General features: G+C 69.4%; 17 protein-coding genes and 1 riboswitch. All 17 genes read right to left on the bottom strand.

Annotated features, from left to right (window positions below; translation table 11 throughout):
* Positions 1-597 (bottom strand): hypothetical protein (locus KJ554_07840; GenBank protein MBU0742239.1); only part of this gene is annotated, 597 nt, incomplete at its 3' end.
* Between the two features lie 132 nt (positions 598-729).
* The gene (locus KJ554_07835; protein MBU0742238.1) at positions 730-1,656 is read right to left on the bottom strand and encodes a glycosyltransferase family 2 protein; all 927 of its coding nucleotides are present in this window, start codon (positions 1,654-1,656) and stop codon (positions 730-732) included.
* Complete coding sequence (locus KJ554_07830) at positions 1,637-2,572, bottom strand: glycosyltransferase family 2 protein (protein ID MBU0742237.1); 936 nt, start codon at positions 2,570-2,572, stop codon at positions 1,637-1,639. Before KJ554_07830 ends, KJ554_07835 begins: the two co-directional genes overlap by 20 nt.
* Entirely contained in the window at positions 2,562-3,611 is a 1,050-nt protein-coding gene (locus tag KJ554_07825) for an NAD-dependent epimerase/dehydratase family protein (protein ID MBU0742236.1), read from the bottom strand. Before KJ554_07825 ends, KJ554_07830 begins: the two co-directional genes overlap by 11 nt.
* Positions 3,608-6,295 carry a DUF2723 domain-containing protein gene (locus tag KJ554_07820; GenBank protein ID MBU0742235.1) on the bottom strand — a complete coding sequence of 896 codons (2,688 nt, stop codon included), beginning with the start codon at positions 6,293-6,295 and terminating at the stop codon, positions 3,608-3,610. Before KJ554_07820 ends, KJ554_07825 begins: the two co-directional genes overlap by 4 nt.
* Before the next feature lie 115 nt (positions 6,296-6,410).
* Positions 6,411-7,403, bottom strand: a complete 993-nt coding sequence (locus tag KJ554_07815) for a flippase-like domain-containing protein (GenBank protein MBU0742234.1) — start codon at positions 7,401-7,403, stop codon at positions 6,411-6,413.
* Positions 7,400-8,530, bottom strand: coding sequence for a glycosyltransferase family 4 protein (locus tag KJ554_07810; GenBank protein MBU0742233.1), 1,131 nt, complete (start codon positions 8,528-8,530; stop codon positions 7,400-7,402). The genes KJ554_07815 and KJ554_07810 overlap by 4 nt, the downstream gene beginning before the upstream one ends.
* Positions 8,531-8,551: 21 nt before the next feature.
* Complete coding sequence (locus KJ554_07805) at positions 8,552-9,331, bottom strand: class I SAM-dependent methyltransferase (GenBank protein MBU0742232.1); 780 nt, start codon at positions 9,329-9,331, stop codon at positions 8,552-8,554.
* Positions 9,328-9,771 (bottom strand): transcription antitermination factor NusB, encoded by a 444-nt coding sequence (gene nusB / locus KJ554_07800; protein MBU0742231.1) that lies wholly within the window; start codon positions 9,769-9,771, stop codon positions 9,328-9,330. The genes KJ554_07805 and nusB overlap by 4 nt, the downstream gene beginning before the upstream one ends.
* Positions 9,772-9,774: 3 nt before the next feature.
* The gene (gene ribE / locus KJ554_07795) at positions 9,775-10,248 is read right to left on the bottom strand and encodes a 6,7-dimethyl-8-ribityllumazine synthase (GenBank protein MBU0742230.1); all 474 of its coding nucleotides are present in this window, start codon (positions 10,246-10,248) and stop codon (positions 9,775-9,777) included.
* Positions 10,249-10,250: 2 nt separating this feature from the next.
* Positions 10,251-11,504 carry a bifunctional 3,4-dihydroxy-2-butanone-4-phosphate synthase/GTP cyclohydrolase II gene (locus KJ554_07790; protein MBU0742229.1) on the bottom strand — a complete coding sequence of 418 codons (1,254 nt, stop codon included), beginning with the start codon at positions 11,502-11,504 and terminating at the stop codon, positions 10,251-10,253.
* Between the two features lie 20 nt (positions 11,505-11,524).
* A complete protein-coding gene (locus KJ554_07785; protein MBU0742228.1) occupies positions 11,525-12,208 on the bottom strand; it encodes a riboflavin synthase in 684 nt (227 codons plus the stop codon).
* Position 12,209: 1 nt separating this feature from the next.
* Positions 12,210-13,361 (bottom strand): bifunctional diaminohydroxyphosphoribosylaminopyrimidine deaminase/5-amino-6-(5-phosphoribosylamino)uracil reductase RibD, encoded by a 1,152-nt coding sequence (gene ribD, locus KJ554_07780; protein MBU0742227.1) that lies wholly within the window; start codon positions 13,359-13,361, stop codon positions 12,210-12,212.
* A 76-nt stretch (positions 13,362-13,437) separates the two neighbouring features.
* Positions 13,438-13,571, bottom strand: a riboswitch (FMN riboswitch).
* Between the two features lie 155 nt (positions 13,572-13,726).
* Positions 13,727-14,740, bottom strand: a complete 1,014-nt coding sequence (gene ftsY, locus KJ554_07775) for a signal recognition particle-docking protein FtsY (protein ID MBU0742226.1) — start codon at positions 14,738-14,740, stop codon at positions 13,727-13,729.
* Positions 14,741-18,523, bottom strand: a complete 3,783-nt coding sequence (smc, locus tag KJ554_07770) for a chromosome segregation protein SMC (GenBank protein MBU0742225.1) — start codon at positions 18,521-18,523, stop codon at positions 14,741-14,743.
* Between the two features lie 42 nt (positions 18,524-18,565).
* On the bottom strand, positions 18,566-19,885 hold the full coding sequence (locus tag KJ554_07765; protein MBU0742224.1) for a hypothetical protein: 1,320 nt from the start codon (positions 19,883-19,885) through the stop codon (positions 18,566-18,568).
* Positions 19,882-21,309 carry an L-seryl-tRNA(Sec) selenium transferase gene (gene selA / locus KJ554_07760; protein ID MBU0742223.1) on the bottom strand — a complete coding sequence of 476 codons (1,428 nt, stop codon included), beginning with the start codon at positions 21,307-21,309 and terminating at the stop codon, positions 19,882-19,884. Before selA ends, KJ554_07765 begins: the two co-directional genes overlap by 4 nt.
* Positions 21,310-21,426: the final 117 nt, after the last annotated feature.

Raw genomic sequence — 21,426 nt, 5'->3', positions numbered from 1 at the left:
GATGGCCAGCAGCGTGTAGTAGATGATCTGGATGTGCCCGCACAGGATCTGCAGACCCAGCAACAGGGCCAGGCCGCCCGCGCTGCGGCGCCCGCGTCCGCGCAGCACCTCCAGCGTCAGGCCGACGACCCAGGGCAGGTACATGGCCGTCATCAGCTTGGAACCGTGGCCGTACACGGCCCAGGCGACGATCTTCGGCATCATCAGCCAGAGCGCGGCGCCCAGCAGCCGGGACGGCCAGGGCAGCCGCCAGCGACCGAGCAGCCAGGTCATGCCCAGGCCGCCGAACAGCAGATGCGCCAGCAGCCAGGTCATCAGGGGGAAGCCCGCATCGTCCTGGAGACGCGTGAGCAGCTCGCTCGGGAAGTAGAGGAAGCGGTTGTAGGCCAGGGAACCGAAGGTCGGCATGCCGCAGAAGATGTAGGGGTTCCATTGCGGGTAGCGGCCCTCGGCGAACGCCGCGTCGCCCGCCACCTGGAAGGATGTGGCGTTGCTCGAATCACTGCTGCGGTAGATGTCGCCGCGGAACACGGCTTCCGGATGAACGAGGGCCACGAACGCGAGCAACAGGACGAACGTCATGCACCAGCGGCGCATACCGCCATCCGTACCGAAGCCTGCGCGGATCCGGTGGGCCAGGGTCGACAAAGCGGGCCTTTCACGGCGAGGACGAGTTCGATCCCGGGAAACGAACACGAGGATATCATCCGTCCTTCGCGCGTGTCCAGTTCAGTACCGCGCCGCCGGCCGTCCCGCCAGTTCGTCGATGGCTCCGTCCAGCAGGGCGCGGGCGACGCGCCAGCGGCCGTGCCAGAGATGCCAGATCGCGTGACCGAGGAAAAAGGCCAGCTGACTGGGCACCAGCGGCAGGAGGCGCCAGCGGTGCCAATGCAGGCGCAGCAGGCGCAGGTGGCTGCGGCTGCGCAGATAGAGCTTGCGTGACGAGATATCGCCGACCGACGCGCTGACCTTGTGCAGCACGATCGATCTGGGGACGAGCAACACCCTGCCGCCCGCCTCGCGGAGCCGCAGGCAGTAGTCCGTGTCCTCCGCGTAGAGGGTGTAGCCCTCGTCGAGATCACCCAGGACCTCGACCGCGCCGCGCGTCAGCATCATGGCGCAACCGGTGGCGAAATCGACGAAGCGGTTCTCGAAACCGCGCCGGCCGGCCAGCCGGCGAATGCCCTCGTGCCTGACCCAGCCGCTGTGGCGGCCGATGCGGCCGCCGTCGTACCAGATGCGGGAGGGTTCGGCAGCGTAACAGATCCGCGGCGAGGCGGCCCAGGCGAGAGGCTCCTCCTCCATGGCGTCGACCAGGCAGCGCAGGCTGCCCTCGGGCACGATGGTGTCGTTGTTCAACAGGAGTATGTAATCCGGAACATGCGTATCGCCAAGGTTGTGCAAGCCGAGATTGTTGCCGCCGGCCCAGTACAGGTTCTCGGCCGAGGCGACGATGTCCACCGAGGGAAAGGCGGACCGGCAGAAAGCGAGGGAGTCGTCCGTGGAGCCGTTGTCCACGAGCACCACGTGCAGCGGTTCGTAGCCGTTGGACAGCAGCGAGCCGATGCAATCGCCCAGCAGATCGCGTCCGTTCCAGTTGACGACGATCACCGCCAGCGAGGGCGCGGTCGGGCTGTCAGATCCGGCGCCGGACACGGTACTCCGTCTCGGGGTGGTGGCCGGCCACGACCAGTTCGGCGATCAAGCCGAGACTGACGAACTGGAAGGCCAGGATCACGAAGGTCACGCCGAGCAGCATCAGCGGCCTGATGTGCAGGCCGCGCCCCAGCACCCAGCTCCCCAGGAACCAGAGGAGGATCCCCCCCCCCGCCGCGAAGAGGGTCGCGCCGATGCGCCCGAACAGATGCAGCGGCGACGAGGCGCGCGAACTGAGGAACATCAGGGTCAACAGGTCGAGGAAGCCGTTGACGAACCGGGAGGCGCCGTACTTGGTCACGCCGAACCGCCGCTCGTGGTGCTTGACCGGCACCTCCGTGACCCGGAAGCCCTCACGGTGGGCCTGCGCCGGGATGTAACGGTGCATCTCGCCGTAGAGGCGCACGGCCCGGGTGACCTCTCGCCGGTAGGCCTTCAGCCCGCAGTTGTAGTCGTGCAGGCGCAGCCCGGTAACCAGGCTCGTAACGACGTTGAAGACCTTCGAGGTGTTGTTCTTGATGAAGGAGTCCTTGCGTTTCTGCTTCCAGCCCGACACGAGATCGAAGCCCTCGGCGAGCTTGGCTACGAGACCCGGGATCTCGTCCGGGTCGTCCTGGAGATCCGCGTCCAGCGTGATGACGTACGCTCCCCGCGCGGCCGCGAAGCCGGCCGAGAGCGCCGCGGCCTTGCCGTAGTTGCGCGTGAACTGGATGCAGTGCACGGCGGGATTATCGGCGTGCAGCCGATCGACAACCGCGGGCGTGTCGTCGGTGCTGCCGTCGTCGATGATCCAGACCTCGTAGCCGAGGCCCAGGCCGTCGATCGCGGCATCGATGCGCGACACCAGTTCGGGCAGCGATTCCGCCTCGTCGAGGGCGGGTACGACCACGGAGATGTCGGGAGCTTCAACCGCCAAGGCGTCGCCTCCTCTCCAGCACCCACGCGATTTCCTGTCGCAAGCCGTCGGCGAAGGGGACGACGGACTCGTAGCCGATGGCTTCGCGCGCCAGGTCGGGTGCGGACCAGGTATCGCGCACATCGCCTTTTTCGGTCGGCACGTGTTCCAGCACGGGCTTCACTCCCGGCGCCGCAGAGGCGAGCAGGCCGCGCATCACGTCGAGCGCCTCCCGCAGGGAAATGCGCGCGCCGCCGCCCACGTTGTAGACGCCCCAGCGGCCGGGGGCCGCGACCGCCAGCAGGTTCGCGACCACGGCGTCGGCGACGAAGGTGAAGTCGCGGGTCTGGTTGCCGTCGCCGAAGATGTGCCACGGCCTGCCGTCCAGGGCGGCCTCGATGAACTTGCGGAAGGCCATGTCGGGGCGCTGGCGCGGTCCGAAGACCGTGAAGTAGCGCAGCGCGGTGACCGGCACGTCGAAGTTGGCGGCATACAGCACGCAGAGGTGCTCGGCGGCGAGCTTGGTGACCCCGTACGGCGAGAAGGGCTGGGGCAGGGCGGTCTCCGCCACGGGCAGGTCCGTCCGGTCGCCGTAGATCGAGCTGCTGCTGGAATAGACGAAGCGCACCAGCCCGCGCGCCACACTCTCCTCCTTGCAGGCCTCCAGCAGGCGCTGGGTGGCCTTGAGGTTCCGGTCCAGGTAGTCCTGGAAATGCTCTCCCCAGCTCGCTCTCACGCCGGCCTGCGCCGCGAGGTGGAAGACCGCCGTAGCGCCGTCGAGCAGCGCGACGGCGTCCAGGTCGTTCAAGTCGGCCTGGTGGAGCTCGAACCGCGGGTGGTCCTCGAAGCCCGACAGGTGCTCGCGTTTCTGCGCGGGATCGTAGTAGTCGTTCAGGGAATCGACACCGGTCACCAGGCAGCCCAGGTCGAGCAAGGCTTCGGTGAGATGGCTGCCGATGAAACCGGCGCAACCGGTGACCACGACGCGAGAACCGTCGGCCAGCGCGGGGCCGAGCTCCCGCGGAACGTCGACGACCACCTTGCCGTTGCCGTCCTTCATGAGCCCTCCTCGCCGGCGCCGGTGTCGGGCGAAGTCTCGCTCTCCAGCAGTTCCAGCAGCATGCTGGCCATCTCCTCGTTCGGTGCGCCGAAACGGGATGTCCAGTCCGCCATGACTTCCCGGCAGCCCAGCACGTCGCCGGCCAGACGGTGGACGTTGAACAGGTGCAGATAGCCGCGCGGATCGTCGGGGGATTCCCGGATCACGCCCTCCATCCAGGATCTGGCCGCCGCGAATTCCCGGTAGCGCAGCATCGAGTTCAGGACCTGGGGCACGACCGTCTGCTCGTCCTCGGGCGGTATCCGGCCGTGTATCCGCAGCATGTGCGCCGCGGCGACGTCGGCCTTGCCCCGCGTGATCATCACCATGGGATAGAGATCGGTCAGCATGGGGAAGGTCGGATCGAAGGCCGCGGCCAGGTGAAAGGCCGCTTCCGACTTGGCCAGCAGTTCATCGTAGGCGGCCTCTTCCCCGGACGATGTGTTCTCGGCGCGGAGCAGGTAATCGTACCCGGCGCGGATCAGGCCCGCGGGATAGTTGCCGAGGAGGTTCTCCGCGTTCTGGTCGAAGTACACGTCCTCGCGATGGGCGCCCGTGAGCTCGGGCAGGCCGTCCAGGCGCCACGTTCGTTCGCCGAGCAGTTGCCGCGAATCGCTGTCTTCGCCCCTGATGCCGATGCCGTTCAGACGTTCGAATTCCTCGCGTCGCCGGGCGTCGTCGCCGTCCAGGGAGGCGCTGTATCCGTAGAGCCCGTAGAGGTTGGCCATCATGCGATCGGGGTCGACCGACGGCAGGCCGTCCGCGTTGCGCTTGCCCGTGAAGCGGTAGGCCAGGCCTTCCATCTGCAGCATGTCGAAGTAGCGGTGCATGTTCTCCTGGGGAATGGTCACCGCGAAGAAGACCGGTCGCCGGCCCAGGGACTGCTCGATGATGTTGTGGACCATGTAGTCCTTGACGTAGATGGTCTCCTGCCGCCCCGTGTCCGGGTCCTCGTAGCGGATGGCCCGCATCTTCTCCACCTCCTCGTCGGTGTACGAGCAGGGCAAGGGCGGGTCGGCCCGCTTGAGCTGCTTGATGTACCAGGGCAGGTTGATCAGGGCCAGGTTGACGACCGTGACGTCGCGGCGGAATCCCTCCACCTCCTGCAGGTACCACAGCGGGAAGGTGTCGTTGTCCCCGTTGGTGAAGACGATGGAGTCGGGATCGAGCCCGGCCATCAGGTTCCAGGCGTACTCGCGGGCCACGGCGTTGTCGGTGCGGTCGTGCTCGAACCACTTGGCGTGGCCGGGCGCCAGGGGCAGCGCGGGCAGGACGATCAGCAGGCCCGCCACCACGGCGACCGTCGCCTTGACGCGGATCGGCGCCGGTCGGTCCCCCGGACCCAGTTGCCGGCCGGCCCGGCCCAGGGGACCGGCGAGATAGCGCAGCAGCGCGGCCGCGCCGAGACCGATGAACACCGCGAAGAACAGGAAGCCGGCGAAGAAGAAGTAGTCGCGCTCGCGCACCTCGTGATCGCTGAAGTTGAGGTAGAAGTTCAGGATGTCGGCGTTGATCAGGTAGTTGACGAGCAGCATCCAGGCCCACGGCCGCGCGCGCCAGACCGCATGGATCATCCCCAGCAAGCCCAGGAAGATCGGCCCGAAGATGACGGCGAGGCGGCCGGCATGTCCCGAGCCGAGATCCAGGAAGGTGAACTGGTCGAGCAGGTAGTTGTAGTAGTACTGGATCTGCCACCAGAGATCGGCCTTGCGGACTAAGGGATCGATGGGCGGATACTGCTCGCGCCGCAGCACCGACATCAGCGTGGCGAAGTTGTCCGGCTGGGACTGGTTGATGGCCGGGTCCAGTCCCGCGCGGGTCAGCATGAACAGATGCACCGACAGGCCGAGCAGGAACACGCCCGTCGAAACCAGCAGGAAGTGCTTCCCCGAGAAACTGCGCACCACGGCCAGCGATAGCAGCACGATCATGCCGCCGGTGAGCACGAAGTCGTCGTTGATCATCGTGGAGAGCAAAAACAGCGCCAGACCGAAACTCAGGGCCAGCAGATCGAAGAGCTCGAGCCGGCGTCGTCCGGTCAGCAGGATCAGCACGAAGATGCCCGGGTAGACGAGCAGCGTCCCCAGATGGAAGCCCACGCCCAGGCCAAGGAGATAGATCACCAGGTACAGCAGCCGGTTGCTGTGCTTCGTATCGCTGATGTCGTACCAGCGCAGGGCCAGCCAGGTCAGGCAGCTGATCATGAAGGCCGCCAGTCCGTAGACCTCGGCCTCGATGGCGTTGTTCCAGTAAGTCGCGCTGAAGAGCAGGAAGAGCGCGCCCACGACGCCGCCGGCGTGGGGCAGCCAGGAGGCGTCGGGATCGGCGCGACGGCCGATGTCCTTGATGATCAGGTAGATGAACATGATCGCCAGGGCGCTGAAGAACGCCGACATGAAATTGACGGCCTGCGCGGTGTTCATCAGCGGCGACAGCACGATGTCGAAGCAGCGCCCCACCAGGACGTAGAGCGGCGTGCCCGGCTGGTGCGGGATGCCCAGGATATGCGATGTCGTGATGTATTCCCCGCAATCCCAGAAACTCAGGGTCGCGGGCAAGGTGAAACCGTAAACAACCAGGGCGAGCGCGAACACGCCCACGGAAATCAGGTTCGTGGGCTTTCTGAGCCAATCGGCTGCCGGCATGGCATTCCTTCGCTTGAGATGCGTGGCGTCCAATATCGATATGGCCGGGCCAATCTAACACACGGTCCAGAGCGCAACAACCCCGCGCGCGGGAGGTTCCGCACCCGCCCGGCCGCTATTCCCCGGTCGGGGCGTCGCGGCCCGCAGCGCGCACCGGACCGAGCATGAAGAACACGCCGCCGGCCAGGCTGACCAGCACCTGCGCCAGGTAGGCCAGGAACTCCACGGCGACCGCCTGCGAGTCCGCCGCGACGACGCCGGCGGTCACGAAGAGCTCGGCCGCGGCCACCTCGCGCAGGCCCAGGCCGTTCAGGCTCACCGGCAGCGCGATCAGGATGCCGAGCAGGGGAACCAGCACGAAGAGCTGCAGGATGCGCGCCCCATCCAGCGCGATGCCGAGGGCCGCGACGATCAGCACGTGCGTCGTCACGCGCAACGCCTGTACGCCCAGCGCCAGCAGGAAGACCCGCGCCAGCCAGGCCGGGCGGCGGCGGTACAGTCGGAACTCCGCCACGAACTGCGCGAACCTCTCTCCCACCGCGGGCCAGGGCAGCCGCGCGAGCGCCCGGGAAACCAGGGACGAGACGCGGCCGGAGAGCAGGACGGCCAGTCCGCCGCTCCACACGACCAGGGCCAGCACCAGCGCTGCCACGGGCGGCAAGGCCAGCCCGCCCGCCGCGGCCACACCAAAGGCCATCAGCGCCAGCACCGTCAGGGCGCACAGACCCACCAGCCGGTCCAGGGCCGTGCCGCAGAACACCTTCACCGTGCTGCCCGCGCGACGGCCCAGGTCGTAGACCTTGACGGCGTCCCCGCCCACGTTGCCCAGCAGGAAGTTGTTGAAGAACATCCCCACGAAGTAGAGGCGGCCCATCTCCAGCCACGGGGTGCCGAGGCCCGCCACGCGCAGGATCCAGCCCCATTGGGCTGCGCCAGCCAGCGCCGAGGCCGAGAACACCAGCACGGCCAGGCCCAGCAGGCCCCAGTCCGGATCGTCCACGACGTCGAGCAGCGAGGTCGAAGACACGTCGCGGAAACGGAAGAGGAACCAGACCAGCAGGGCGCTGATCGCGAGCTTCAGGACGGCGCCGAATGCACGGCGATTCATGACCGCCTCCCGCCGGGGCGTTTCGCGACCTCAGCGAACAGCGCCAGGGATTCGTCGGCGCAACGGTCCCAGTCGAAGGTGCTCGACCAGGCGCGCGCCGCTTCGCTGAAGGTCCGCCAGCGCACGCCGTCAGTCAGGAGCGAGAGGGCCGCGTCGGCCATGGCCGCGTGATCGCCGTAGGGCACCAGCAGGCCGGTCTCGCCGTCCCGCACCGAATCGCGGAGTCCGGGGCGGTCGCTGGCCACCACGGGCAGTCCGCAGGCGTTGGCCTCGATGACGGTCAGGCCCCAGCCCTCCTTGGGGCTCGGGTTGAGGAAAAGCCTTGCGCGGTGCAGGACCTCTGCCAGCGCCGATTCGTCCAGGTAGCCGGCGAACGCCACCGCCTCGGCCAGGCCCAGACGCGCGGCCTCGCGCCGCAGGCGCCCCTCGTCCGGGCCACGGCCCACGATCATCAGGCGGGCGCCGGGAACGGTTTCCCGGATGCGCGCGAAGGCGCGCACCGCCACCTCCAGGCTCTTGTACCGGCGCAGGCGGCTCCACGAGACGATCAGCGGCGGATCGTCGCGCGGCGGCGGATCGGGAATCCGCAGCCGCGCGCGGTCGATGCCGCAGTGGACGCAATGCACGTGCGCGGCGGGCAGGCCGCGGCCGATCAGATCGTCGCGGGTGGACGGGCTGATGACCTCGAAGGCGGCGTCGCGATACACCCGAGGCAAAGGACGTTCGGCTGCCCAGACGTAGGCGGCCAGCAGGGGGTTGGCCTCTCGGAAGACGGTCGCGCCGAAGAGATGGGGCACTACCGCGAGTACGGGCACACCGCCGGCGTAGAGGGGCGTGTAGAAGGGGATCTTGTTGATGTCCTCGACCAGGAGGTCGAAGTCGCGCTCGCGCAGCAGGCGCCGCACCACCCAGGGCAGGACGAGATTGGCGACCGCCCAGTGGCCGCGGCGCTGGATGCGGACGCCGTCGATGGTCTCGCGCGCCGGAGCGCCGGACTGCCCCGATACGACCAGATCGACCTCGTGCCCGGCCGAGACGGCGCGCTTGAGGATCTCATGGAGGTGGATCTCGGCGCCGCCGCCCAGGGGATCGCGGATGTCGCGCCAGTTTACCGCCAGGATCCGCAACGGGTACTCCCCCAGCCCGGGCTAGTCGCTCTTGGTCACCACGACGCCGATGGTCATCATCGTGTACAGGGCCCAGCGTCTCTCGCACAGGCTGTCTCGCCAGCGGGCCAGGGCCCGTCCCAGCGGTGGGACCGGATCGGGATACATGGGGAGCTTCAGGCCCAGACGGGTGAGTGTCAACTTGCGGATGGCCCGGTACCACAGGCCCGGCATCATCCAGTCGCCGTAGGTGCGCACGACGCGTCCGCCGGCGGCTGTCGCGGCACGCTCCAGCCGGGCCGGTGTGAACTGTGTCTCCCAGCCCGCGAACCAGCGGCCCATGGCGATCAGGACCTGCTTGCCGACGGTGTAGTAATGCCAGGTCTGCGGCACGTCGACCAGCAGGTACCCACCGGGCCTGAGCACGCGCAGATCCTCGCGCAGGAGCGGCAGCGGGTCGCGGAAATGCTCCAGCAGTCCCTGGTGGAAGACGAGGTCGAAGCTGTCGTCGGGGAAGGGTTTGCCCAGGGCGTCGCCGCCGACGGGCCGGACGGCCACGCCCGCCTCGGCGGCCGCCCGCCTGGTCAACGCCAACGATCCGGGCACGTAGTCGAGGGTCCACACTTCGGCACCGGCAGCCGCCAGGGCCACAGCATCGCGGCCGGTGCCGGCGCCCACCTCCAGCACGCGCTTGCCGGCGGGATCGCCCAGGGCGAACAGTTCGCGCACGATGCGGCCGTCGTTGCCGTAGACGTCCTCGAGGCCGAGGCGATCGGCCTCGTCCCAGAAGTCCTGCCAGTGGCGCTTGGTGGAGACCTTCACGGCTTGTCGTTCTCCCCCGGGCCCGCGGGTGCGCCCGGGCGGGCCGTGCGCGCGGCGCGGTCGAGCAGACCGTTGACGAACTGGACCGTGCCCTCGTCCCCGAACAGACGGGCGAGTTCGCAGGCTTCGTTCAGCACCACGCTGACCGGCACGTCCGCGCAGAAGCGCAGCTCCGCCAGGGCCAGCCGAAAGATCGCACGCTCGACCTGTCCGACCCGCGCCGGATCCCAGTTCTCGAGCAGGACGTCCAGGCTCGCGTCGAGCTCGTCGCGGTGACGTTCGATCAGGTCGGCCAGGGGCCGCACGAACGCGGCCGTCTCGGCCGAAGCCTGTCTGCGCTCGATCTGGTCGTCGACACAGTCCTGCAAGCCGCCGCCGCTCAGGGAAGCGGCGTAGATGGCCTGGACCAGGAGCTCCCGGCCCTTGCGTCTCTTGCCCATGCGCTAGCCCTTTTCGATGACGCGCCAGAGATCGATCATTTCCAGGGCGGACATGGCGGCGTCGAATCCCTTGTTGCCGGCCTTGGTCCCCGCCCGCTCGATGGCCTGTTCCAGCGTGTCGGCCGTGATGATGCCGTAGGCCACCGGCACGTTGCTGTCCATGGAGACCTGCGCGATGCCCTTGGTGACCTCGGCGGCGATGTAGCCGAAATGGGGCGTATCGCCCTGGATCAGGCACCCCAGGCAGACCACCGCGGCGTAGCGGCCCGACGCGGCCAGGCGTTTCGCCGCCAGCGGGATCTCGAAGCTGCCCGGCACCCAGGCCGTGTCGATGTCGTTGTCGTCGACGCCGTGCCGGCGCAGGCAGTCGTGCGCGCCGTCGAGCAGCTCGCCGACGACGAACTCGTTGAAGCGGCTGGCGACGATCGCGATCTTCCCGCCGCGGGCGTCGAAGCTGCCGGTGAAGGTCTTGCCCATCTCTATTCTCCTTCGGCTCGGGTGCGGCCGGCGACCTCGCTCTCCAGATGGTGGAGCAAGTGTCCCAGCTTGTCTTTCTTGGTCTTGAGGTACCTCAGGTTGTTCTCGTTGGGTGGCATCTCGATCGGCACGCGCGTGGTCAGCTCCAGGCCGTAGCCCTCGAGCCCCACGAGTTTGCGCGGGTTGTTGGTCATCAGCTTCAGCCGGCGCACGCCCAGGTCGCGCAGGATCTGCGCGCCGATGCCGTAGTCGCGCAGGTCGTCGCCGAAGCCGAGGCGGTGGTTGGCCTCGACGGTGTCGGCGCCCTCGTCCTGCAGCTGGTAGGCCTTGAGCTTGTTGATCAGCCCGATGCCCCGCCCCTCCTGGCGCATGTAGAGCAGGACGCCCTCGCCGATCCTCGCGATGGCCGCCAGCGCCGCCTCCAGCTGCTCGCCGCAGTCGCAGCGCAGCGAGTGGAAGAGGTCGCCGGTCAGGCATTCGGAGTGGACGCGCACCAGGGTGGGACGCTCGGGATCCGGTTCGCCCATGACCAGGGCCACGTGCTGGGCGTCGTCCACCGAGGTCGTGTAGGCCACCATGGTGAAGTCGCCGAAGCGGGTCGGCATAGCCACCTCGACATCGCGGATCACCAGCTTCTCGTGGACGCGACGGTACGCGATCAGGTCGGCGATGGATACCAGCTTGAGCCCGAACTCGTCGGCGATCTCGCGCAGGCGGGGCAGCCGCGCCATGGAGCCGTCGTCGTCCATGATCTCGCAGAGCACGCCCGCGGGCCGCAGGCCGGCCAGGGTACAGAGGTCCACGACGGCCTCGGTGTGGCCGGCGCGCTTGAGCACGCCGCCGGCCTTGGCCTCCAGGGGGAAGATGTGGCCCGGGCGCACCAGATCGCCGGCCTTGGCCGCGGGATCGGCCAGGATCTTGATGGTGCAGGCGCGGTCCTGGGCGGAGATGCCGGTCGTGACTCCCTCGGCCGCATCGACGGTCACCGTGAAGTGGGTGAGCATGCGCGCCTCGTTGCGCGCCACCATGGGCGGCAGGTCGAGTTCGCGGGCCAGCCGGCCGGGAACCGACACGCAGATCAGGCCGCGGCCCTGCTTGCTGATGAAGTTGACGGCCTCGGGTGTGACGCATTCGGCCGCCATGATGAAGTCGCCCTCGTTCTCGCGGTCCTTGTCGTCGACCACCACCACGATCTCGCCGGCGCGGATGGCGGTGATGGCCTCGTCGATGGTGTCCAGCTTCACGTCGTCGTTCATCTTCGCTCCAATCCCGGTGATCAGCTGCCGCGCCCGCCACGGCGGCGCCAGCCGCTGCGCAGGACGCGATCGAGTGTCAGGGGCGCCGGCCGGCCGGCCGGTGCCTGCGCCGCGGTGCGGGGGAACGCGCGTCCGGCTCCCTTGGCCAGGACGTCGGCTTCCAGGTTGACCCGTTCGCCCGGACGCAACTCGGCGAAGCGGGTCCCCCGCAGCGTGTGCGGGATCAGGTTAACGGTGAAAACGCCCGCGGACGGCCTCTCGTCGAGGGTGAGACTCACGCCGTCGACCGCGATCGACCCCTTGGGCAGCAGCCAGATCCCGAGCTGCGCGGGATAGGTGATCGCCAGTCGCATCTGCTCGCCCCGGCGCCGCACCGCAGCCACGACGCCGACGCCGTCCACGTGTCCAAGGACCAGATGGCCGCCCAGACTGTCACCCGCACGCAGGGCCGGTTCCAGGTGGACCCGCCGGCCGGACCGCCATCCACCCAGGGTTGTCACGCGCAGGGTCTCGGCCACCGCATCGACGGTGACCGTCCCACTCCCGAGGCCGGTCACGGTGAGACAGACGCCGTTTACGGCGAGGCTGTCGCCCAGGTCGAGTTCACCCGCGCACCGCGGGGCGCGCAGGGTCAGTTGCGCGATGTCGCCGCGTCGCCGCAGACCCTTCACGGTCCCGATCTCCTTCACCAGACCGGTGAACATCTCACGCCTCCCCGCGTCCGGACCGCGTCCGCGTCAACCCGGCTCGCAACGCCGAGAAATTCGTGCGGTCCCAGGTCATGCAGGCGTCCGCGCCGAAGCGCAGGGCGCGCGTCAACGAGAAGTCGCGCGCGTCGGTCCGCGCGGGCGCCACGGGCCAGCCCACGCCTTCACCCAGCACCTGCGGCGCCACGAACTGCACCCACCTGTCCACCAGTCCGGCGGCCAGCAGGGAAGAGGCCAGGGTCGGACCGCCTTCGACCATCAGCACGTGGAGCCCGCGCGCGAGGGCCCTGTCCAGCAGGTCCTGCAGGTCCACGCGGCCTCCGCGCTCCCGACAGAGCACCACCTCGACGCCGGAGGCCGCGAGTCCTCGCACCCTGTCCCGATCGACGCCGTCGCCGGCGAAGGCCAGGATCGCGTCGCGTCCCCAGCCGGCGACCCCCGAGAGGTCCGTATCGACGCAGGCGGGGCGCGGTTCGGCCCGGGGGGCGGGCGGATCGTCGGGCGCGCGCCGCCCGTCCAGCCGGGGCCGGTCGGCCTGCACGGTCCCCTCGCCCACGAGCACCGCGTCGCTCCAGCGCCTCAGGCGGCCGACCTCCGCCAGGGCGTCCGCGCCGGTCAGGTAGAAGGGTTCGCCGTCGACGCCGCCCGCGGGCGCGAACCGCCCGTCCAGTGTCGCCGCGGTCTTGAGGATGACGAACGGGCGCTTGAACCCGTCGGTGACGGCGAAGGGCCAGATCAATTCCAAGCACCCCCGGCCGAGCACGCCGAGCGATACCTCGATCCCGGCCTCGCGCACGACGTCGAGGCCGCCGCCGGCGACCGCCGGATTGGGATCGCGGACGCCCACGACCAGCTTCCCGATGCCGCTCGCCGCCACGGCGGGCGCACATGGCGGACAGCGTCCCTGATGGTTGCAGGGCTCCAGCGTGACGTAGAGCGTGGCGCCCCGGGCGCGCTCGCCCGCTTCTGTGAGGGCGACGATCTCGGCGTGCTCCTCGCCCGGACCCCGGTGCGCGCCGCGGCCGACGATCTCGCCGTCGCGCACCACGACCGCCCCCACCGGCGGATTGGGCCAGGGACGACCGTCCAGCCGCTGCGCCGTCTTGTGGGCAACGGACATGAACCGGGTGTCGGAGACGCTGAACGCCATCTTATCGGTCCGCTGTCGTTGGGAAGGGAGCAACAGGAAGGCGCGCCGCCGGACGTGGCTCCGGCGAACGCGTATCTCCCAACTTCTCCCATCCAGACTGTAACTGTCGGCCCCGGATTTCCACCGGGTCGGCCGACCGGGCCGGTGCGCCTGATCGGTTCGCGGGCTTTGACCGCCGGTGGGGACTTTCACCCCGCCCTGAAGTTGCGAGCTGGCATGCGCAGTCGCACATGCGTGTCAGGCAATAAGCTAGATGGCGCGGAAATGCATGTCAAGTCGGAGGTGGCCGGCGGCGGCGGGGCGAGGCGCTGGAGACGAGCCCGACCTCGAGGCAACAATCAAGAAAATCCGGAAAAAGACTGTCACTATTTATCTTCAGCGAACATGGCGGCTGTGAATTCCTCGGGGTCGAAAGGAGCGAGGTCCTCCAGGGTCTCGCCCACGCCGACGTACTTGACGGGCAGGCCCAGCGTCTCCGCGATGGCCACCACGATGCCGCCCTTGGCGGTGCCGTCCAGCTTGGTCAGGACGAGGCCGTCCACGGGCACCGTCTCGGCGAAGATCCTGGCCTGCTGCAGGCCGTTCTGGCCCGTGTTGGCGTCGATGACCAGCAGGGTCTCGGGGTCGCGGCCGATCCTGCGCCGGATCACGCGGGCGACCTTGCCCAGCTCGTCCATGAGGCTGACCTTCGTGTGCAGGCGTCCCGCCGTGTCGACGATCACCACGTCCACGCCGCGGGATTCCGCCGCCGACAGCGCGTCGAAGACCACGGCGGCCGCATCCGCGCCCCTCCCCTGCTGGATGCAGTCCACCCCGACCCGCTCGGCCCAGATGGCGAGCTGCTCCACCGCAGCCGCGCGGAAGGTATCGCCCGCGGCCAGTAGCACCCGCTGGCCGTCCTGCTTCAGGGCGTGGGCGAGCTTGGCGATGGTTGTGGTCTTGCCCGTGCCGTTGACGCCGACTACTAAGATCACGCGCAGATCCGACGCGGGCCCAGGCGCCGTCCCGACCGGCGCGGCGGACTTGCCCTTGCCCTTCTTCCTCTTGGCGCCGCCTGCCGCCGCGGCCTCGTCCCAGCTGCGCACCTTCACGACGGGCTTGGCTTCGGTGAGGATCTTGCAGATGTCCCCGCGGATCACCTCGATGACCGACGCGAGGTCGGCGTCGCCCCCCTCCTCCTTCAACCGCTTCTCGATGTTGCGGGTGATGCGGGTGCTCGCGTTGACGCCCAGGTCCGACGCGATGAGCATCTCCTCGATCTCGTCGAGGGTCCCGGGATCGAGCCGGACCCGTCCGGAGAACATGTCGCCGAGGCGGCCGAAGATGCCGTCGCGTGTCTTGCGCAGTCCACGGCGAAGCTTGTCGAAGGCGCCGAACATCTAGCTGGCCTCCCGGCCCCGGTTCTCGGTCCCGGCGTCGTCGTCGTCGTCCGGAGCCGCGGGCACGGAGTTGTCGAGGACGAAGCGCATCTCCGTGACGCCGCCGCCGCCGGCCGCGGCCATGACGGCCCTCTCCTCCTCGGCGGCGTCGATGTGCCGGCGGCGCGCCGCGATGGCCTTGCCCAGCTCGTCTTCGCTCCGACTGTCGGCCACGTCCTGGAAGCTGACCGAGACCAGGCTGCTGACGCCCTCCTCCATCATGGTGACGCCGTAGAGGTGATTGGCCGTCTCCATGGTCAGCTTGTTGTGGGTCACCACGAGGAACTGGGTCTCCGAGGAGAACTCGCGCAGCATGCGCACGAAGCGCTGGATGTTGGCGTCGTCGAGCGGCGCGTCGGCCTCGTCGAGCAGGCAGAAGGGCGACGGCTTGACGAGATAAACGGCGAAGAGCAGCGACAGCGCCGTCAGGCACCTCTCGCCGCCGGACAGCAGGCGGATGTGGTCCACGCGCTTGCCCTTGGGCTGGGCCAGGATCCGGATGTTCGACTCGAGCGGATCGTCGGTGCGTTCGATGAGCAGGTCGGCCCGACCGCCCTCGAAGAGGGTCTGGAACACGGCCACGTAGTTGCGGCGCACTTCCTCGAAGGTCTCGTGGAAGAGCCGCCGGGCGGTGCGGTTGATCTTGTCGATGGTGGCCGTGAGATCGGCGCGCGCCTTCTCGACGTCGGCCAGCTGGCCCTCGAGGAAACCGAGGCGCTCCTTCTTCTGCTCGTATTCCTCGACGGCCAGGTGGTTCACCGCGCCCAGGGCATTCAGCCTGCGGCGGTCTTCCTCGAGCAGTTCCCGGGCCTGGTCCGGCTGGAACACGCCCTCGTCGATCTCCAGCGCCCTGGGCAGCGCCTCGGGGTCGATCGACCGGATCAACTCGCGGAACCGCCCCTTGTGCTGTTCCTCCACCCGTTCGACGAGATTGGTACGGCGCACGTCGAGGGTGGCCATCTCGGTCTCGGCGGTGTGGGCCTTCTCGCGGCAGGAGTTGCGCTGGTCCTCGATCTCCTTGACGCGGTCGTGCCAGACCGCCGTCTCCTGGTGCAGCTGGGCGATGGCCTCGGCGCTGGCCTGGACGAGCAGTCGGCGGCGGTCGCGCTCGCCCATGCCGGCGGCGAGCTGTCCGCGGCGCTGGCCGACCTCCTGCTCCATCCGTTCCAGTTCCTCGCGGGTCGAGGCGATATCCTGACGGAGGCGCTCCTCGTTGGCGGTCATCTCTGCCACCGACTCCTGCAGATGCGACAGGGCCGTCTCCAGTTCCCGTTCCTCGCCCTGTCGGCGGGAGAGTTCCACGCGCCTCTCGGCCACCTCGGCGCGCATGGCGTCGCGACGTCCCTCGCTCTCGGTCACCGCATGCCGGAGATCCTCCACGCGCATGTGGCTGCTGTCGCGGCGGCGTCCGCTCTCGTCCAGGTCTCCCCGCATTTCCTCCTCCCGCGAGGCCAGCTCGCGCAGGGAGGCATCGATGTCCTCGCTGTCCCGCGCGATCGCGGCGAGCCTTTGCGCGGCGGTGTCGATGCGCGAGCGCACTTCCGCTTCGTCCACGTGCACCTTCCCCATCCGCGCGTCCAGTCCGGCGAGTTCCTCGCGGCCGGCGGCGAACTCGCGTTTCAGCTCGTCCTCGCGGCGGCCCGCCTCCTCCCTGTCCCGGATCAGCCCGTCGATCCGCTCGCCCAGCTCGCGAATATCCTGTTCCAGGCGGTCCAGTTTCTCGCCGCGGCCGAGCAGGCTGACCTCCTCGCCCTTGCCGCGGCCGCCGCGGACCAGGCCATCGCTGGTCACCAGCAGGCCGCTGCGCGAGACGCAGACGAGCACCGCGGGCCCGTCGTGCCGGGAGGCCGCGTCCACGGCGGCGGCATCCGTCTCGAAGGCCCATGCCGTATCGAGCAGGCCTCGCAGGTGACGCGTGTCGGCACCGGGTCCGTCGACGAGTTCGCGGCCGGGCCGGCCGCCATCCGGGGCGGGACCGGCTCCGCGAGCGCCGGTCTGGGCCCCGGTCAGCAGGAAACTGGCCCGTCCCTTCTCGGCCGCGCGCACCGTATCGACCAGGTCGAGGGCCTTTGCGGAACCGGCGACCACCACGGAATCGAGCATGTCGCCGAGCAGGACCTCCACCGCCTCGGTCCACCCTTCGCTCACGGTCAGACCATCGGCGAGCGTACCCAGCACCCCGGGGTCGTCGCCGCTGGCGTTGAGGACCTCGCGGGCGGCGCCGCTGTAGCCGTGATAGCTGTCCTTGATGCGCTTGAGCAATTCTTGGCGCGAGTGCAGGGATTCGCGGCGGGCTTCGCGCAGGGCGATCTCGTCGCGCAGGACGCTGCGCCGGTCCTGGACGTCCTGCAGGCTGCGTTCGGCGGCCGCCAGCACTCCGAGCAGGTCGCGCCGGGAACCTGTCAGCTCCTCCTTGCGGATCGCCAGATCGGCGAGACGCTCTTCGCCGGCGCGCCGCTTCTGCTGCAGCTGCTCTCTTTCCTGCGCCACGGCCGCCAGACGTTCGCGACGGGTCTCGCGGCGGATCTCCAGTTCGCGCAACTCGGCATGGTGGCGGTTGTCGGTCTCGATGAACTCGATGTTGAGCTGGGCGGCCTTCTCCAGGGCGGTGCGGTCGGCGTCGTAGCCGGCCCCGACCAGCTTGAGCTCCTCCTCGAGGCCCGCCAGCGACGACACCAGCTCGGCCACGGCGGCGACCGTCCCGGCACGACGCCCCGTCAGGCCGTTGATCTCCTCGTGATAGCCTTCACGCCGCGCACAGATGTCCGCGACCGACTCTGTGTTCTCCTGCAAGCGCTGCTTGTGGGCCGCGATGCGATGCTCGAGCAGGAGGAGCTGCTGCTCCACCTGCTGCAGCTCCTGCTCGTAGGCCTGGAGCGACCCTTCCAGACCCTGACGCTCGGCCTCGCGCTCGTCCACGGCCGGCCGTGTTGCCTCGATCCTGGCACGCAGCGCCGCCAACTCGCCCGAATCCGCCTCGGCCAGCAGCGCCAGTTCCTGCAGGCTGTCGCGCAGCTCCCGTTCGCGGGCGTCCATGTCGCGCCACGCCCGGTCCGCGAGCAGCAGGTCAAGCGCCCGCGACTCGGCGTAGAGGCGGCGATAGCGACGCGCCTTGCCCACCTGCCGGCTCAGGGATCTCACCTCGCGGGCGATCTCTTCGGTGATGTCGTGCAGCCGCAACAGGTCCTGCTCGGTCTGCTTGAGCTTGCGCTGCGCTTCCTTGCGACGGGCCTTGTAGCGGACGATGCCCGCGCCCTCCTCGATCAGCAGGCGCACCTCGTCCGCGTTGTCGCTCAGCACGCGGCCGATCTTCTCCTGCTCGATGACGCTGTAGGTCGTGTTGTTGACGCCGCTCTCGAAGAACATGTCGCGCAGGTCCTTCAGCCGCACCGGCGCGTTGTTCAGGAAGTACTGCGAGATGCCGTCACGGGTCACGCGACGCTTGACCGTGACCTCGTCGAACTCGATGGGCAGCTTGCGGTCGTGGTTGGTGAAGGTCAGCGCGACCTCGCAGAGGCCGACCGGCTTGCGCCGGGCGGAGCCGTTGAAGATGATGTCCTCCATGCGCGACCCGCGCAGCTGCTTGGCCGACTGCTCGCCGAGCACCCAGCGAATGGCGTCGATGATGTTGCTCTTGCCGCAGCCGTTTGGTCCGAGGATGGAAGTGATGCCCTCGTCGAACACCAGCGACGTCTTGTCGACGAACGATTTGAAGCCCTGTAGATCCACTCGCTTGAGTTTCAAGTGCTCACCTTCTGCGTTGCGGCGGCGCGTCCACGTCGCGCCTCAGCGTAGGTTGCCGGTCAGTTTGGGCATGGCCCAGTCGGTATCCAATCGTTCGAAGAGGTCGGGCTGGGCGGCACGCGCCTCGCGCAGCGTGGCGAAGCTGCCCGCGTAGATCCGGAACCATACCTTCCCGTCGGCGTCGCGCCACCGGCGGACCATCCCCACGACGCCCCGCCGCTCCATCCACTGCAGCTGCTCGCGGGCCATGGTGCTGTCGGCCATGGAGTAGACGTGCAGGCAGTAGACGCCGTCGGCCACCGGGCCCGTCCAGTCGATGCCCTGCGCGGTGGACGGCTCCTCGGCGACGGCCGTCTGTATCGCGTCGGCGGACGCGGAGTCGGCGGCTGCCGGGACGGGGGTGTCTGCGACGGCAAGTCTCGGGCTGTCGCCCGGGATCTGGGCAAGCGTGTCGATCGCGGCGCTGTCCGGCGGGGTCCGCTCCGGCTGGACGACCACCTCGGGTCCCGGCAGCGTGACGGGCGGCGTGTCGTCGCGTGCGAGCTGGCCCAGGATCCAGATACCCAGCACCACGACGAGCACCGCCAGGGAAATGGTCAACCGCCTGAAGATCGGCGAAGACCGGCGCGGCGTCCCTGCGGATGCGTCCGCGAGGGTCGTGCCGTCATCCGCGCGCACGGCCCGCCGCGAGACGCCGAAGGCGATCGCGGCGTCCATGGACGCGCCCAGGACCGCCGCGTCGCGGATCAGGACCGCCGTCTCCTCCGGCGTGGCCTGGGCGCGGTCCCAGCAGATCACGCGCAGGGCCGGCAGCGCGGCCCAGAACGCTCCGCGGTCGCCGGTCGAAGCGCAGACCAGCACCGTGTCGTACGCCTCGAGGAGGCGCTCGCACAGGTCCTCAGCCTCGCCGGGTTCGGCCCGCACCGGGTGGTAGGAGCCGACGCCCATCACGCGGCCGTCCTGCGGCCCCCAGGGCAAGGGGACGCTGGCGGCCCGCGGCGAGATGCCGTAGCGGACCACGTCCACCCACCCCTCGGTCTCCTGGCGTCCCGCCCAGCGGCTGAGATCCGGGCGCTGATCATCGCCGTCGACGACCACGACGCTGCGGTCCAGGGCGAGCAGGTAGCGCGCGACGGCCAGGGCGGCCACGGCGCGGGTGGCGGTGCGCCCGGGCGCGTCCAGGAAGATGCAGACGCGGGAGGCGTCGTCGCCCCGCAGCTGCGCGTCGGCGAACTCGCGCAGGCCCATGGCCGGCAACGCGGTCCAGGCCGCCGGGCCGCCGATCAGATCCAGGCGCGACGGATCCAGCCCCGCTTCGTGCAGGACGAGTCCTCCGGGACCTCTTGCCGCCTCCGCGCTCATGACGTCTCCCCCGCCGGTTCCGCCAGCCCGCGCCAGGCGGCCTGCAGTGCCTCGACCAGCGCGTCCAGGTCCTCGTCGGGGACCGAACGCAGATCCACGGCCAAGCCGCCCTGGCCGATCCGCGCCAGCACGGCGGGATCGCCGCGTCTGAGCAGCAGGTGGCAACGCTCCAGCTCCGCATGGGGCCCGCGCCACAAGAGCAGGCGCGTCGGCAACTCGGCCTCGGCCGAGCAACCGCCGCCCACCTGGGCGGTCCCCGCGACGACCTCCGCCGTCCAGCCGGCGGGCGCACCGTCGGTCAAGCGGGCGAGCGCAGCCTCGGCCAGCGTCCAAAGCTCGCCGGTGTCGCGGGCCGCCAACCGCAGGGTCGGCACCGCGTCCATCTGATCGCCGGCCAGGTAGTGGGTCAACACGCCGTCGACGGCCGCCAGGGTGGTCTTGTCCACGCGCAACACGCGGCGCATGGGATGGTTGCGCATGGCGTCGATCAGGTCGCGACGCCCCAGGGCCATGCCCGCCTGGCCGCCGCCGAACAGCTTGTCGCCGCTGCAAGTCACCAGGTCGGCGCCCGCGTCGACGTCGGCCGACAGGGTGTGATGGTCGTCGAGACCCAGTTCGGCCAGGTCGGCGAGCTGCCCGCTGCCCGCGTCGTAGATCAGCGTCTGCCCGGTTTCGCGACACAGATCGGACAGCTCGGCGAGGCTCGCTTCCTCGGCGAAGCCCTTCAGGGCGAAGTTGCTGCGGTGCACCTTGAGTACCACCGCGCCGGGAACCAGGGCGCTGCGGTAGTCGTCCGCCGTCGTGCGGTTGGTGGTGCCGACTTCCACAAGCTCGCATCCCGTCTCGGTCAGGATTTCGTTCATGCGGAAGCTGCCGCCGATGGCCACCACCTCGCCGCGCGACAGGATCACGCGCCCGGTGCCCGCGATCGCGCGCACGGCCAGCCACAGGGCCGCCGCGTTGTTGTTGACGATCAGCGCGTCCTCGGCGCCCGTGAGCAGGGCCAGCTTCTCCTCCACCTTGCGGCCGCGGTGGCCGCGCCGGTTGGTTTCGAGATCCATCTCCAGATCGACGTTGTGCAGCGCGGCCTCGGCCAGCCAGTCCACGGCCTGACGCGGATAGAGGGAGCGGCCGAGGTTGGTGTGTACGAGCACGCCGGTGGCGTTGATGACGCGCTTGAGGGTTGGCCGCAACAGCGCGGCGTGACGGGACAGCACGGCGGCGACGAGCGTGAGCATCAGGTCGTCGCGGCTGACCGCGCCGTCGTCACCGGCCCGGCGCAGGCGCTTCCGCTCAGCATCCACCAGGCGCTGCACCATGCGCGTGATCCACGGGCGCGCCGCGTCGGTCAGCAGGGGGACGATCTCGGGATGTTCGAGCAGCTGGCCCACCGGGGGGATGTGCCGCATTACGGAGTCGCTCATCAAGCCTTGGATCCTTCCGGGCCGAGATCTGGACATGCGTCAAACGGGCCGCGGCGGGGCCCCGGCCGGTAGCCGACTAAGGTACCAGACGCGCGCCCCGGTGTCCAGCCGCCGCAC

It is taken from the genome of bacterium (assembly GCA_018814885.1).
Classification (GTDB): domain Bacteria; phylum Krumholzibacteriota; class Krumholzibacteriia; order LZORAL124-64-63; family LZORAL124-64-63; genus JAHIYU01.
The sequence above is the reverse complement of the archived record's forward strand: the minus strand, read 5'-3'. Positions and strand labels throughout refer to the sequence as shown.

What these genes read in the sequence shown, in the direction of transcription:
- KJ554_07815 (MBU0742234.1), bottom strand. Translation starts at nt 7,403, where the DNA reads ATGAATCGCCGTGCATTCGGCGCCGTCCTGAAGCTCGCGATCAGCGCC.
- KJ554_07790 (MBU0742229.1), bottom strand. Translation starts at nt 11,504, where the DNA reads ATGAACGACGACGTGAAGCTGGACACCATCGACGAGGCCATCACCGCC.
- KJ554_07820 (MBU0742235.1), bottom strand. Translation starts at nt 6,295, where the DNA reads ATGCCGGCAGCCGATTGGCTCAGAAAGCCCACGAACCTGATTTCCGTG.
- nusB (MBU0742231.1), bottom strand. Translation starts at nt 9,771, where the DNA reads ATGGGCAAGAGACGCAAGGGCCGGGAGCTCCTGGTCCAGGCCATCTAC.
- ribD (MBU0742227.1), bottom strand. Translation starts at nt 13,361, where the DNA reads ATGGCGTTCAGCGTCTCCGACACCCGGTTCATGTCCGTTGCCCACAAG.
- ftsY (MBU0742226.1), bottom strand. Translation starts at nt 14,740, where the DNA reads ATGTTCGGCGCCTTCGACAAGCTTCGCCGTGGACTGCGCAAGACACGC.
- ribE (MBU0742230.1), bottom strand. Translation starts at nt 10,248, where the DNA reads ATGGGCAAGACCTTCACCGGCAGCTTCGACGCCCGCGGCGGGAAGATC.
- KJ554_07785 (MBU0742228.1), bottom strand. Translation starts at nt 12,208, where the DNA reads ATGTTCACCGGTCTGGTGAAGGAGATCGGGACCGTGAAGGGTCTGCGG.
- KJ554_07765 (MBU0742224.1), bottom strand. Translation starts at nt 19,885, where the DNA reads ATGAGCGCGGAGGCGGCAAGAGGTCCCGGAGGACTCGTCCTGCACGAA.
- selA (MBU0742223.1), bottom strand. Translation starts at nt 21,309, where the DNA reads ATGAGCGACTCCGTAATGCGGCACATCCCCCCGGTGGGCCAGCTGCTC.
- KJ554_07825 (MBU0742236.1), bottom strand. Translation starts at nt 3,611, where the DNA reads ATGAAGGACGGCAACGGCAAGGTGGTCGTCGACGTTCCGCGGGAGCTC.